Genomic DNA, 13,899 nt, shown 5'->3' with positions numbered 1-13,899 from the left:
TTACGGTCATCAGGAGTTTTGCTGTGAACATCTCTATCGCTGAAGCCAAAGCGAAATTTTCTGAACTGATTACCCGCGCGCAATCGGGCGAGGAGATCGTGCTGACACGGCATGGTAAAGCTGTTGCCACCATTTCCCCCTTGTCCGGCCCGCATAAAAAGCCTGGTAGTTTGATAGGCTCGATGACGGGGCAAGTGGAAATATCCGATGATTTCGATGAACTTGCTCCCGAGTGGGACGAGTATGTGAAGTGAGCCGCCCGCTCTACTCATCGATACGCACCTATTGCTGTGGGCCGTCAGCGATGATCCCAGACTTTCCAAACGGCAGAGGCAAATATTGCACCAAGGCGACGCCCTTGTTGTGAGCGCTGTATCCATATGGGAGATCGCCAAGAAGCGAGCGTTAGGCAAGCCTGTCTTGAACGGCGACATCGTAGACGCGGTGAAATCACGCAATATTCCGTTCCTGGCGATCAATGAACGCCATGCCGCGCGCACGGAGCACCTTGGCGATCACCACCGGGATCCATTCGACCGGTTACTCATTGCTCAAGCCCAGGTCGAAAGTCTCACCATCCTCACATCAGATACGATATTCCGCCGCTATGACGTCATGGTCGTCTGATTTGCGTCGTCAAAGGCCAGGCTTCACCTTGTCGGGATGTGCCGCCGCAAATGCGGCGAGAGCCCGGCAGCGTTTTACGATGGCGCTAACGCGTTTGAAGCCGCCGGTTTTCACGCCCCAACGCTTGGCATTGTAGACTTGCGGCACGAGGCAGAAGTCAGCCATGCCGGGCTTGTCGCCGTGGCAGAATTTCCCGGTGTCCGGATGGTCCAGCATCGCCTCGAAAGCCGCCAGACCCTCGGCGATGAACTTGCGCATCCACGCGGTGCGAACCTTGTCGCCGCCTTCGGTCACAAGCAGGACATGCGCCATGACCCCCATATTGCACACGGGGTGGATCTCCATGGCGATGGCATAGGAAAGCGCCCTCACCCGTTGCCGCCCGGCTGGATCCTGCGGCAGAAACCCGGCGGCAAGGTAGATCTCGTCGAGATATTCGATGATGGCGAGGGACTGCGTCATCATCCGCCCATCCATGGCGAGTGTCGGCACGAGGCCTTGCGGATTGCGGCTGAGATTGTCAGCGCCCTTGTGCTCATCCTTTAGAAGATTGACAGGAACAGTTTCGTATTCAAGACCGAGACTGTTGAGAGCTATGCGGACGCGGTAGCTCGCAGACGAACGCCAATAGTCATAAAGAACGATGCCGTCGTTCATGCCTCGCGCCCGTAATTGATGACCTGTTGTTCGATGGCGCCGAAGATCGAGTGGCCATAGGCGTCCTTCATCTCGATGCGGACCAGATCACCGAAGCGCAGGAACGGCGTTCGTGGTTCGCCTTCATCGATCGTTTCGATCATGCGCAGTTCCGCAAGGCACGAGTAGCCCACGCCGCCCTCTTCGACAGGCTTGCCCGGTGCTCCATCGCGTTTGTTGGAAACCGTGCCGGAGCCGATGATGGTTCCCGCACACAGCGGCCTTGTCCTCGCCGCATGGGCGATCAGCGCCGGGAAATCAAAGGTCATGTCGACACCGGCGTTTGCCCGGCCAAAAGCCCTGCCGTTCAGGTCAACGCTCAGGGGCAGGTGAACCTTGCTGCCATCCCATGCATCGCCGAGCTCGTCCGGCGTTACGGCAACGGGTGAAAACGCCGACGATGGTTTGGACTGGAAGAAGCCGAAGCCCTTGGCAAGTTCGTCCGGGATCAACCCGCGCAAACTGACATCATTGACAAGCATGACGAGGCGGATTGCAGCACGCGCCTCGTCAATTGTGACGCCAATGCGCACGTCGTCGACGATGACGGCGACCTCGCCCTCCATATCTATTCCATAGGCTTCATCTGCCACGCGGATCGGCTCGCGTGGTCGGAGAAAACTGTCCGATCCGCCCTGGTAGATCAACGGGTCTGTCCAGAAGCTTTCCGGCATCCCGGCTCCACGCGCCTTGCGCACCAGCTCAACGTGATTGACATAGGCGGAGCCGTCCGCCCACTGAAATGCGCGAGGCAATGGCGACAGGGCATCGTGTTCGTGGAAGCGTTGGGACGGCACCGCGCCGAGTTCGAGGCTTCCGGCCAGCGCTTCGAGATGCGGGGAGATACGCGCCCAATTGTCGACCGCCGATTGGAGGGTCGGCACGAGAAACGAAGCATCGGTGTACCTCGTCAGGTCCTTCGTCACGACCACCAGCCTGCCGTCGCGCGTGCCATCGTTCAGTGAGGCGAGTTTCATTTGCTCTTGATCTCCTCTGACCAGTCTCCCTCCGGTGTTCCGTCGAACCGTTTCCTCAGATCTTTCCAGCAATCGGCATAATTGTCCTGAAGCGTTTCCAGTTCTGCGGCAAAGCGCGTCAGGTGCTGCGGGAAACGGGTCTCGAACATGAATGCCAGAGTATTCTCCAGGCGCTGCGGCTTGAGTTCCACCGTGGAAGCCTTGTTAAACCCCATCGCGTCGGGACCATGTGCCAGCATCATGTTGTGCAGGCTCATACCGCCGGGCACGAACCCCTCCTGCTTGGCGTCATACTGACCATATACCAGCCCCATGAATTCCGACATGATATTGCGGTGATACCACGGCGGCCGGAAACTATGCTCGGCCACCAGCCAGCGTGGCGGGAAAATGACGAAATCAACGTTTGCCGTGCCCTCTTCGCCGGATGGTGCGGTCAGAACCGTGAAGATAGACGGATCCGGATGATCGAACAGAATGGCGCCGACGGGCGAAAAAGTCCGCAGGTCGTATTTGTATGGCGCGTAATTGCCATGCCATGCGACCACGTCAAGGGGTGAATGATCCAGTAGCGTTTCGTAAAACTTGCCGCACCATTTGACATGAAGGCGGCACGCCGTCTCCTTGTCTTCGAAGGCGGCGACGGGTGTCTTGAAGTCACGCGGATTGGCAAGACAATTGGCGCCGATCGGGCCCCGGTCCGGCAGCGAGAACTTCGCGCCATAGTTTTCGCAGATATAGCCGCGGGCTTCCTCATCAAGAGCGGCAACCTTGAACATCATGCCGCGCGGTATCACGCAGATTTCCGAGGGCTCGATTTCGATGATACCCATCTCGGTGAAGATGCTGAGGCGCCCCTTCTCGGGGACCAGCAGCATCTCGCCATCGGCATTGAAGAAATAGTCGTCTTCCATATTGCGGTTGAAAGCATAGACGTGCGCCGCCATGCCCGCCTGGCCATGGACGTCGCCTGCCGTGGTCATGGTGCGGATGCCGTCGATGAACTTGGTGGGCTCGTTCGGCATCGGCGTCGGGTTCCAGCGCAGCTGGCCGATGGGGAGCTCATGATCATCGAGATTGGGCGCGGTCTTCCAGTGCTGGCGTCTTGCCGGGCTGAACCGCCCGCCATGCTTGACGGAAGGCCTGATACGATAGAGCCAGGAGCGTTCGTTGATACCGCGGGGAGCGGTGAACGGCGAGCCGGACAATTGTTCTGCATAGAGCCCGTAGGCGCAGCGCTGCGGCGAATTTTGCCCCTGTGGCAAGGCTCCCGGCAGAGATTCGGTTTCGAAATCATTGCCGAAACCCGGCATGTAATGAAGGGTCATGATCGTACCTCCCGATATTGGTACCACATTATGCATTCCTGGTGATGCCGGACCGCGAGGCGGGTTCTCTACGCTCCGGCCGAATGGGAAACCGGGTACTAGTTGCAATTGTGACGATCTATTTTGTAACTATCAACGGCAAATGGGGAGATTGCTATGATCAGGGACGAGAAGGCGCCGCCGCTGGTGCTGGAGAATTTCATACCCTACCGCCTCAACAAGGCGGCAGAGGCGGTCAGTCAACGTTTCGCCAGGCTTTACCGCGAGCAGTACGGGTTGACGCGGCCCGAATGGCGCACGCTGGCGACACTTGGTCAATTCGGCACCGCGACTGCCACAGTAATCGGCACCCATTCCTCCATGCACAAGACCAAAGTTTCAAGAGCAGTCCTGGCCCTCGAGAAGCGCCGCTGGCTGCGGCGCAAACGCGACGGGAGCGACAGGCGCATCGAGAATCTGGAACTCACGTCAGCCGGGCGCAAGGCCTATGCCGAGCTTGCCAAGGTCGCGCATCAATTCGAAACCGAACTGCTTGCGCATCTCGGGAAACGAGGCGAAAGCGGACTGATAGCAGGATTGGCCGCGTTGGAGAGGTTACATGACAGCCGATGATTCTTGAAATTCACATGAAAGATGGAGCATGATGTTTGATGCGTGATGCTGGAGCGAATGCGATGCGAACCACACTAGCTATCGATGACGACGTGCTTGCGGCAGCAAAAGGGCTGGCGGAACTCGAAAACAAGACAATCGGCGAGGTCATTTCGATGCTTGCCCGGAAATCCCTGCAGACGGCTGTCGCCAACACAAGCGAGCGCAACGGCGTACCACTGCTTGTTGTAAAGGATGGCACTCCGGTCACGATGGAATTCGTCAATCAGTTGCGCGATGAAACGTCCTGATGGCATTTTTGCTCGACGTCAATGTTCTGATCGCATTATTTGACCCAGCCCATATTCATCACAATTCCGCGCGCAACTGGTTCGCAGAAATTGGTCAGACCGCTTGGGCCACCTGCCCCGTTACGGAGAATGGCGTCGTTTCGCATTATCGGAGACCCGCGCTATCCAAATTGCCCGGTTCTCCAGCTGCCATTGCGTCGTCGTTGGCAATTTTTATGTCCAGGTCTCGCCATGAGTTCTGGCGGGACAGTATCAGCCTTATGAAGTCAAACCTGATCCGTCGAGGCTGCTGATTTCAAGTCAGATTACAGACACCTACCTTCTTGCACTTGCACGATCCAATGAAGGTCAATTGGCAACTTTTGACCGGCGCTTGGTGACCGACGCTGTGGCCGGTGGAAAAGATAACCTTCACCTGATCGCCTAGTGACCGTGCACCCTAACTTTTAAGTCTGTATCCCGTCTTGAAGATCCAGCGCAGCAGCAAGATACAGGCCAGAAGAAATGCCGCGGTCATGGCGAGGCTGATGCCGATATGCACATCCGAGAGGCTGAAAAAGCTCCAGCGGAAGCCGCTGATCAGATATACGACCGGGTTGAACAGCGTCACCTTCTGCCAGAAGGGCGGCAGCATTTCGATGGAATAGAAACTGCCGCCAAGAAAGGTCAGTGGCGTGATGATCATCAGCGGTACAAGCTGCAGTTTTTCAAAGCCGTCCGCCCATATGCCGATGATGAAGCCGAACAGGCTGAAGGTAACGGCCGTCAATACCAGGAAGAGCAGCATCATGAAGGGATGATCGATCCTCAGCGGCACGAACAGCGCGGCGGTGCCGAGGATAATGACGCCGAGAATGATCGACTTGGTCGCCGCGGCGCCCACATAGGCGATGACGATTTCCAGATAGGATACGGGTGCTGAAAGAAGCTCGTAGATCGTGCCGACGAACTTTGGAAAATAAATGCCAAATGAAGCGTTGGAGATGCTCTGCGTCAGCAGCGACAGCATGATCAGTCCGGGTACGATGAACGCGCCATAACTGACACCGCTGATTTCCGGAATGCGCCCGCCGATAGCCGAGCCGAACACGACGAAATAGAGGCTTGTGGAAATGACTGGCGATATGACGCTCTGCATGATCGTGCGCCAGGTGCGATGCATCTCGAACAGGTAGATCGCCTTGATGGCATAGAGGTTCATTTGCGTTCCCTCACGAGGTTCACGAAGATTTCTTCCAATGAACTTTCCCGCGTCTGGATATCCTTGAACCGGACACCGGCCTTGTCGAGGTCTTTCAGCAGGGCGGTTATTCCAGTGCGATCCTTTTGCGTGTCATAGTGATAGATGAGTTCGCCACCATCGGCGGATAGCTCAAGCTCGTATCTGGCCAATGCTTCCGGCACTTCACCGCGTTTTTCCTGGAGAAACAGCCGCAGCTGCTTCTTGCCGAGAGAGCGCATCAGCTCCGCTTTCTCTTCGACGAGAATGATTTCGCCGTGGCTGATGACGCCAATGCGATCGGCCATCTGCTGGGCCTCTTCGATATAATGAGTGGTCAGGATGATGGTGACACCGGACTCGCGCAGCGCCCGCACGACATTCCACATGTCACGTCTCAGCTCCACATCGACACCCGCGGTAGGCTCGTCCAGAAAAAGTATCTCCGGTTCGTGCGACAGCGCCTTGGCGATCATCACGCGGCGCTTCATACCGCCCGACAGGGTGATGATCTTCGAATCCCTCTTTTCCCACAAGGAGAGTTCTTTCAGGATCTTTTCTATGTGCGCGGGCTTCGCCGGTTTGCCGAAGAGGCCGCGACTGAAGCTGACGGTGTTCCAGACAGTCTCGAATGCGTCCGTCGTCAGTTCCTGCGGCACGAGCCCGATCTTGCTCCTGGCGGCGCGATATTCCTTGATGATGTCATGGCCGTCAGCAAGGATCGTTCCGGACGTTGGATTGACAATACCGCAGATCGCGGAAATGAGCGTGGTCTTGCCGGCACCATTTGGCCCCAGCAACGCGAATATTTCGCCGTGACGGATGTCGAGATTGATGTTCTTCAGCGCTTCGAAACCAGTAGCGTAGGTTTTATAGAGGCCAGAGACAGAGATAGCTGAGGACATGAATTTACCTGGAAAGGAACTTCGGTCTGGACGTATCTGATGGAACGACATGCAAGGCGCCGGAGCGCCCCTTGAGAATGGTGTTCCTTATATGGTGTTGAATAAGGTTTTACAAACCGGCATTGCTGACATTGATGTCAGCAGGATCGATGCGCGGCACAGAAAACCCGGCCCAAGCCGGCTTTTCGTGGTTCAGGCTTTTGCCGGTTCGCCCCGTACTTCCCGCATGCTCGGCAGGAAGATCGTCAACAATCCCAGAAACGGCAGATAAGAACAGATCGTATAGACATAATCGATACCCCTGGCATCGGCAACGAAGCCGAGCACCGCAGCGGCAATGCCGGCCATGCCGAAGGCAAAGCCAAAGAAGATCCCCGCGATCATTCCGACCCGGCCGGGCACAAGCTCCTGGGCAAAAACGACGATAGCAGGGAAGGCGGACGAGAGGATGAAGCCGATGAACACCGTGAGCACGCCTGTCCATAAAAGGTTCGCATAGGGCATCATGAGTGTGAAAGGCAGGACACCCAGTATCGAGAACCAGATGACGGCCTTCGTGCCGATCCTGTCGCCGATCGGACCGCCAAGGACAGTGCCGACAGCAGCGGCGCCGAGAAACAGGAACAGCATCATCTGCGATTGCTGCACGGAGATGCCGAACTTATGGATCACGTAGAAGGTGTAATAGCTCGAGATACTCGCAAGATAGATGTTCTTGGTGAAGACAAGCAGCGTCAGGATCAAAAGCGATGTGATCACCTTCTTGCGTGGCAGTTTCAGGACCTTGCTGGCGGCAGGTCTATTGGCATTGGCGAGGCGGTAGCGCTGATACCAGTTGCCAACCTGATAGAGGATGATCATGCCGATCAGAGCCGCCGCGGAAAACCAGGCAATGCTTTGCTGGCCGCGTGGCAGGACGATGAAGGCGGCAAGCAACGGCCCAAGCGCCGTACCGAAATTGCCGCCGACCTGGAAGAATGATTGTGCCAGGCCGTGACGACCGCCGGAAGCGAGGCGCGCGACGCGCGAGGACTCGGGGTGGAAGATCGATGAGCCGATGCCAATGAAAGCGGCGCCGGCGAGCAGCATGACATAGTGGGTCGCAATGGACAAAAGACCGAGCCCGACCAGGGAGAATGCCATGCCGACGGTCAGCGAATAAGGCATTGGATGCTTATCGGTATAGGTGCCGACGACGGGTTGCAACAGGGACGCCGTCACCTGGAACGTCAGTGTCAGAAAGCCGATCTGCTTGAAATTCAGGCCATAGTTCTCCTTGAGCATCGGATAAATGGCTGCAAGCAGCGACTGCATCATATCATTGAGGAAATGGCAGAAGCTGACCGCAAAGATGATGGCGAATACAGTGTTCTCGGCGGAAGAGCGCTGGGCAGGCAGGGCGGTATCGGTCATCGGGCGTTTCCATCACAGAAGATGGGGTGCTACCGCAGATCGGCCACCCTCTTGCGACACTGATATACCTGTTGCGCGCACCCTGCTTTCGTGGTTTGGTCCAATTCTTTCTCAAGTGGGCCAAATTATGCGCTATCAAACCTTTGCTGCCAGCAATGCGGCGGGCGTTGAACTTGAACAACTCCACAGGCTCCGGCTCGACTGGCTTGAGCAGGCGGAGGGCGATGTCTTCGCCCTTGCCGCGCACTACCCATCCGGCTTTCATATCCCGGATCATCATCACAGCCAGTCGCAACTGCTCCACGCCATCACAGGTGTTGCCATGGTGACGACGAAGTTTGGCCGCTGGATGGTACCGCCCGGTCATGCATTATGGCTGCCGGCGGGGATCGAGCACGCGGTGGACATGCTCGGCGACCTCTCCATGCACTCGATCTATGTGCGGCCGCAAGCCGTCGCCGGCCTGAAGAGCCATCTGCACGTGGTCGGACTGACGCCGCTGATGGACAACCTTATTCGCGAGGCTGTGGCTGCGCCGGCCGAAGCGCCAACGGATACGCGCACGACCTTTGTCATGGGGCTGCTGCTGCATGAAATCCCGAACTTGCCGGAGCGGCCTTTGGGATTGCCCTTCCCGGAAGACAGGCGGCTGGCGGCACTGTGCCGGGGTTTTCTCAAGGACCCGTCGCCCCACACCAATATCGATGACTGGGCTGACAGGCTTGGCATGAGCCGGCGCACATTCACCCGCATGTTCCGCCGGGAAACAGGCTTGAGCCTTTCGACATGGCGCCAGCAGGCTTGCCTCCTGGCGGCGCTGCCACGGCTGACAGAAGGTGAGCCGGTGACAAGTGTCGCACTCGATCTCGGCTATAATAGCGTGCCGGCCTTTACAACCATGTTCAAGCGCATGCTTGGCGCGCCGCCGCGGCATTATCTTTACTCGGCAGCCTGAACTCTCGGACCCGGCACGTAGTTGAGGATCGGCCCGAGCCAGCGCTCAACCTGTTCGACCGGCATCTGTTTGCGTACGGAATAATCCTCGACCTGGTCGCGTTCGACTTTGGCGACGCCAAAGTAATATGATTCCGGATGGCCGATATAAATGCCCGAAACGGATGAGCCCGGCCACATGGCGAAGCTTTCAGTCAGGCGGACGTTGATCTGCGCCTCGGCATCAAGGATGCGGAACAGCGTCGCCTTCTCGGTATGATCCGGCTGGGCCGGATAACCCGGCGCGGGGCGGATGCCACGATAGGGTTCGCCGATTAGTTCCTCGGGCGAAAGGTTTTCATCCGGTGCATAGGACCAGAACTCCTTGCGGACCCTCTCGTGCATCAGTTCGGCAAAGGCCTCGGCGAAACGATCCGCCAGCGCCTTGACGAGGATGGAGGAATAATCATCGTTGGCGCGCTCGAAGCGCTCGGCGATGGCGATTTCCTCGATCCCCGCGGTGACGACGAAAGCGCCCATATAGTCCTTGACGGCGCTATCTTCGGGCGCGATGAAATCGCTGAGCGCCACATTCGGCCGGCCGTCACGCTTGGAGAGCTGCTGGCGCAGGGTGTAGAACGTCGCAAGTTCCTCGCTTCGGCGCTCGTCGGCAAAGACGCGGATATCGTCGCCGACTGTGCCTGCGGGCCAAAGCCCCACGACAGCTTTGGGATTGAACCACTTTTCCGCGATGATTTTCTTGAGCATGGCCTGGGCATCGTCGAACAATTGCCGGGCGGCTTCGCCCTGCTTGTCGTCGTCGAGGATGGCGGGATAGCGGCCTTTCAGCTCCCAGGTCTGGAAGAACGGCGTCCAGTCGATATAGCGGGCGATTTCCGCCAGATCGTAGTTTTCGAAGACACGCGTGCCGATGAAACTCGGCCTGGTCGGTTCATACGCGGTCCAGTCGATCTTGTGCGCATTGGCGCGGGCCCTTGCCAAGGGCAGGCGCTGCTTGTCGGCCTCGTTGCGAGCATGTGCATCGGCAACCTTGATATACTCGGCCTCGACCGCTTCGATGTAGCCGGGCCTGGTCTCGTTCGAAAGAAGGTTCGAGACGACGCCAACCGCGCGGCTCGCATCGGTGACATAGATGGTCTGGCCCTTGTTGTAGCGAGGATTGATCTTGACCGCGGTATGCACGCGGCTCGTCGTGGCGCCGCCGATCAAAAGCGGAATGTCGAAGCCCTCGCGCTCCATTTCGGAGGCAACATGCACCATCTCATCCAGTGACGGGGTGATCAGGCCGGAAAGCCCGATAATGTCGACCTTTTCGTCGCGGGCGGTCTGCAGGATCTTTGTTGCAGGCACCATGACGCCAAGATCGATGATCTCGTAATTATTGCAAGCGAGGACGACACCCACGATATTCTTGCCGATATCATGCACGTCGCCCTTCACGGTAGCCATCAGCACCTTGCCGGCGCTGGTCCGTTCACCCGTGCCGCCATTGGCAAGCTTCTCTGCTTCCATGTATGGAAGCAGAAGTGCCACCGCCTGTTTCATGACACGCGCCGATTTGACGACCTGCGGCAGGAACATCTTGCCTGCGCCGAAGAGATCGCCGACCACATTCATGCCTGCCATCAATGGCCCCTCGATTACATGCAAGGGACGCTCCGCCTCGAGCCGCGCCTCTTCCGTATCGACATCGATGAACTCGGTTATGCCATTGACCAGCGCGTGCTCGATGCGCTTGGCGACGCTCCATTCGCGCCAGGCGAGATCGCGTTCGCGTGCTTCCTTGCCGGCAGAACCCTTGTAGCGCTCGGCGAGATCGAGCAGCCGCTCGGTTGCATCGTCGCGACGATTGAGCACCACATCTTCGCAGGCCTCGCGCAGTTCAGGGTCGATGGATTCATAGACCGCCAGCTGACCCGCATTGACGATACCCATGTCCATGCCGTTCTGGATGGCGTGGTAGAGGAACACTGCATGCATCGCTTCGCGCACGGGCTCATTGCCGCGGAACGAGAAGGAGAGATTGGAGATGCCGCCGGAAATATGCACGTGCGGCAAGGTCTCGATGATCTGCTTGGTTGCCTCGATGAAGGCAACGCCATAGCCGTTGTGTTCTTCGATGCCTGTGGCAACCGCGAAAACATTCGGGTCGAAGACGATGTCTTCCGGCGGAAAGCCGGCGTCCCTGGTCAGGAGCTCATAAGCGCGTGTACAGATGGCGACTTTACGCTCCAGCGTATCGGCCTGCCCCTCCGTATCGAAAGCCATGACGACGACCGCAGCACCATAGGCACGCACTTTTTTTGCGTGATCAAGAAAAGCCTGTTCGCCTTCCTTCATGGATATCGAATTGACCAGGGGCTTGCCCTGAACGCATTTCAATCCGGCCTCGATGACATCCCATTTCGAACTGTCGATCATGACGGGAACGCGGGCGATATCCGGCTCGGCAGCGATAAGATTGAGGAAGTCGACCATGGCCTTTTCGCTGTCGATCAAGCCTTCATCCATATTGATATCGATGATCTGTGCGCCATTGGCGACCTGATCGCGCGCAACGTCCAGTGCCGTCGCAAAATCGCCCGCAGTGATGAGCTTGCGGAATTTTGCCGAGCCGGTGATGTTGGTGCGTTCACCGACATTGACAAAGGGAATGTCCTTGGTCAGCGTGAAGGGTTCGAGGCCCGACAGCCGCATATGGGTTTCCGTCTCGGGAATTTCGCGCGGTTTGTATTTGCCAACGGCTTGGGCGATCGCCTTGATATGGTCCGGTGTCGACCCGCAGCAGCCACCTACGACGTTCAGCAGACCCTCGCTGGCGAAGCCCTCAAGCTGCGCTGCCATCGCTTGCGGGCTCTCGTCGTACTGACCGAATTCATTGGGCAGGCCGGCATTGGGATAGGCGCAGACGAATGTATCGGCGACACTGGAGATCTCCGCCAGATGCGCACGCATTGCATTTGCGCCGAGTGCACAATTGAGGCCGATGGTGAACGGCCTGGCGTGACGCACCGAATGCCAGAACGCGGTCGGCGTCTGCCCGGAGAGTGTCCGGCCCGACAGGTCCGTGATCGTACCGGAAATCATTACCGGAAGGGTGATGCCCTTTTCGCCGAACACCTCGTTGGTGGCGAAGATCGCGGCCTTGGCGTTGAGCGTGTCAAAGATGGTTTCGATAAGGATTATATCAGCACCGCCATCGACAAGGCCGCGCACCTGTTCCGCATAAGCAATGCGCAGATCGTCAAAGGTCACAGCGCGGTAGCCGGGATTGTTGACATCCGGGGAGATCGAAGCCGTTCTATTGGTGGGCCCGAGTGCCCCGGCGACGAAGCGGCGACGGCCGTCCTTCTGCTCGGCCTTCAATGCGGCACGGCGGGCAAGCCGCGCACCATCGCGGTTCAGATCATATACGACCTCTTCCATGCTGTAGTCTGCCTGGGCGATGGTCGTCGAAGAAAATGTATTGGTCTCGAGAATATCGGCACCAGCCATAGCGTAGGCGTAATGGATATCTTCGATCGCCTGCGGCTGCGTAAGAATGAGGAGGTCGTTATTGCCTTGGAGATGGCAGGAGCAATCGGCAAATCGATCGCCGCGAAAATCATCCTCATTGAGGCCAAGTCCCTGGATTTGCGTGCCCATCGCGCCATCGAGAATCAATATCCGCTCCTGCGCCGCCCTGGTGAGGGCAGCGAAAACTTCGGAGCCGTCCCTTGGAGCACCCATGGGACCGAACAACTTATCGACAGCAATATTCATGATCCGGCACGCCTGCATTTCCACAATCTGGATGAAGCGGCAAACTCACATAAAGATATGTTTATGTCAACAAGCGAACTCTAAGTGCGCCAGGAAATGTCGCAAACACGTAGAGCTCTGAGCAATCGCGCTGCTTGCAAAGCGGCAATGTGCTGTATATATTAAGGCAAGTTGCCGTTCCGGTGGAGGTGTCAAAATGTCGAGAACCATCGCTGAAGAAGTCGCCCGAAAGCTCGGGGGAGCCGTCGTGCTCGGAACCGAAATTCATTCGCAAGCTGATCTGGCGACCGCTGTACGCAACCGACTGCCCCTGAGTGCCTTGAAGGGATTGACCCTCGCCGGGATGAGCAACCAGGAGATAGAACAATTGGTGATTCCGCAGCGCACGCGGCGGCATCGCGCCGACAAAAAGCAACCGCTAACGGTGGACGAATCAGACAGGGCAGTCCGTTTGGTGCGCATCCAGACGCTCGCGGAAGAAACGTTCGGCGACAAGGAGAAGGCTAACCGCTGGCTGAGGGGAACTCTGGCCGAACTCGGCGGGGAAACGCCGCTCGTGATCGCCCAGACCGAGGCCGGCGCGCGCGTCATCGAAACGATCCTTGGCAAAATTGCTTGGGGTGCCGCCGCTTAGAGCTTCTTGCGGTGATGCGACTTTGGCGATTATCCGGCAAGCAGCATGCGGAGACTTTCGACGGCGGCTATGGATTGCTGTTCGATGGCCGCTGGAACAGCATCGGGCATGCGGTGACCTATTGCGCGACGTCTCCCGCCCTTTGTGTCTTGGAAAAACTGGTACATATTGAAGATCCGGCACTGTTGCCTGAGCTCATCATGGTGACCTATGAGGTTTCGGACGATCTTCCCGTCGAGAAGGTTGCAGCTGAAACTTTGCCCTTAGACTGGCGGCGCCAGGAAGGACTGACCCAGCGCATGGGCGACGAGTGGCACCGAGCCAAAACATCGCCGCTGCTGATGGTGCCATCAGCGATCGTTCCTATTGCCGGTTCACCCGATCTCAACGTGCTGATCAATCATTCGCATCAATTGGCTGCGAAGATCAAAGTTCTCGCGCTGGAGCCGTTCACGCTCGACGCCCGACTGCTTTAGATGTTC

14 protein-coding genes and 1 pseudogene are annotated in these 13,899 nt (G+C 57.7%); 8 read left to right on the top strand and 7 right to left on the bottom strand.

Annotated elements, in window-relative coordinates; translation table 11 throughout:
- Positions 1–23 precede the first annotated feature (23 nt).
- The gene (locus CU100_RS16255; protein ID WP_106718007.1) at positions 24–254 is read left to right on the top strand and encodes a type II toxin-antitoxin system Phd/YefM family antitoxin; all 231 of its coding nucleotides are present in this window, start codon (positions 24–26) and stop codon (positions 252–254) included.
- A 16-nt stretch (positions 255–270) separates the two neighbouring features.
- Positions 271–627 carry a type II toxin-antitoxin system VapC family toxin gene (locus CU100_RS16250; RefSeq protein ID WP_106717628.1) on the top strand — a complete coding sequence of 119 codons (357 nt, stop codon included), beginning with the start codon at positions 271–273 and terminating at the stop codon, positions 625–627.
- 9 nt (positions 628–636) lie between these two features.
- Here CU100_RS16250 and maiA read toward each other — a convergent pair whose 3' ends face one another.
- The 3 genes from maiA to hmgA are packed head-to-tail and all read right to left on the bottom strand — an operon-like array spanning position 637 to position 3,628.
- The gene (maiA, locus tag CU100_RS16245) at positions 637–1,284 is read right to left on the bottom strand and encodes a maleylacetoacetate isomerase (protein ID WP_106717627.1); all 648 of its coding nucleotides are present in this window, start codon (positions 1,282–1,284) and stop codon (positions 637–639) included.
- On the bottom strand, positions 1,281–2,300 hold the full coding sequence (locus tag CU100_RS16240; protein WP_106717626.1) for a fumarylacetoacetate hydrolase family protein: 1,020 nt from the start codon (positions 2,298–2,300) through the stop codon (positions 1,281–1,283). The genes maiA and CU100_RS16240 overlap by 4 nt, the downstream gene beginning before the upstream one ends.
- Positions 2,297–3,628, bottom strand: a complete 1,332-nt coding sequence (hmgA, locus tag CU100_RS16235) for a homogentisate 1,2-dioxygenase (RefSeq protein WP_170113866.1) — start codon at positions 3,626–3,628, stop codon at positions 2,297–2,299. The genes CU100_RS16240 and hmgA overlap by 4 nt, the downstream gene beginning before the upstream one ends.
- Positions 3,629–3,784: 156 nt before the next feature.
- On the opposite strand from hmgA, the gene CU100_RS16230 reads away from it, so the two are divergent.
- The 3 genes and pseudogenes from CU100_RS16230 (at position 3,785) to CU100_RS27705 (ending at position 4,957) form a co-directional block, all read left to right on the top strand.
- The gene (locus CU100_RS16230; RefSeq protein ID WP_106717624.1) at positions 3,785–4,240 is read left to right on the top strand and encodes a MarR family winged helix-turn-helix transcriptional regulator; all 456 of its coding nucleotides are present in this window, start codon (positions 3,785–3,787) and stop codon (positions 4,238–4,240) included.
- Between the two features lie 62 nt (positions 4,241–4,302).
- The gene (locus CU100_RS16225; protein WP_183635517.1) at positions 4,303–4,530 is read left to right on the top strand and encodes a CopG family transcriptional regulator; all 228 of its coding nucleotides are present in this window, start codon (positions 4,303–4,305) and stop codon (positions 4,528–4,530) included.
- Positions 4,530–4,957 (top strand): annotated as a pseudogene (locus CU100_RS27705) (TA system VapC family ribonuclease toxin). The gene CU100_RS16225 and the pseudogene CU100_RS27705 overlap by 1 nt, the downstream one beginning before the upstream one ends.
- Positions 4,958–4,969: 12 nt before the next feature.
- Here the strand turns inward: CU100_RS27705 and CU100_RS16215 are convergent.
- From CU100_RS16215 to CU100_RS16205, 3 genes are all read right to left on the bottom strand, one after another.
- A complete protein-coding gene (locus CU100_RS16215) occupies positions 4,970–5,731 on the bottom strand; it encodes an ABC transporter permease (protein ID WP_106717622.1) in 762 nt (253 codons plus the stop codon).
- Positions 5,728–6,654: an ABC transporter ATP-binding protein gene (locus CU100_RS16210; RefSeq protein WP_106718006.1), complete on the bottom strand. Its 927-nt coding sequence runs from the start codon at positions 6,652–6,654 to the stop codon at positions 5,728–5,730. Before CU100_RS16210 ends, CU100_RS16215 begins: the two co-directional genes overlap by 4 nt.
- Before the next feature lie 192 nt (positions 6,655–6,846).
- Positions 6,847–8,067: an MFS transporter gene (locus CU100_RS16205; protein WP_106717621.1), complete on the bottom strand. Its 1,221-nt coding sequence runs from the start codon at positions 8,065–8,067 to the stop codon at positions 6,847–6,849.
- A gap of 127 nt (positions 8,068–8,194) precedes the next feature.
- Between CU100_RS16205 and CU100_RS16200 the strand changes: the two genes are divergently transcribed.
- Positions 8,195–9,022, top strand: a complete 828-nt coding sequence (locus CU100_RS16200) for an AraC family transcriptional regulator (RefSeq protein WP_106717620.1) — start codon at positions 8,195–8,197, stop codon at positions 9,020–9,022.
- Here CU100_RS16200 and metH read toward each other — a convergent pair.
- Positions 9,007–12,783, bottom strand: coding sequence for a methionine synthase (gene metH, locus CU100_RS16195; RefSeq protein WP_106717619.1), 3,777 nt, complete (start codon positions 12,781–12,783; stop codon positions 9,007–9,009). The two genes, CU100_RS16200 and metH, sit on opposite strands and share 16 nt — an antisense overlap.
- A gap of 196 nt (positions 12,784–12,979) precedes the next feature.
- Between metH and parS the strand changes: the two genes are divergently transcribed.
- A complete protein-coding gene (gene parS, locus CU100_RS16190; RefSeq protein WP_106717618.1) occupies positions 12,980–13,417 on the top strand; it encodes a type II RES/Xre toxin-antitoxin system antitoxin in 438 nt (145 codons plus the stop codon).
- 14 nt (positions 13,418–13,431) lie between these two features.
- Positions 13,432–13,893, top strand: coding sequence for an RES family NAD+ phosphorylase (locus tag CU100_RS16185; RefSeq protein ID WP_106718005.1), 462 nt, complete (start codon positions 13,432–13,434; stop codon positions 13,891–13,893).
- The last annotated feature ends 6 nt before the right edge of the window (positions 13,894–13,899 follow it).

Origin of the sequence: Phyllobacterium endophyticum, from assembly GCF_003010935.1 — a bacterium.
GTDB lineage: Bacteria > Pseudomonadota > Alphaproteobacteria > Rhizobiales > Rhizobiaceae > Phyllobacterium > Phyllobacterium endophyticum.
Note: the sequence above shows the minus strand (reverse complement) of the source record. Positions and strands in the feature narration are given on the sequence as shown.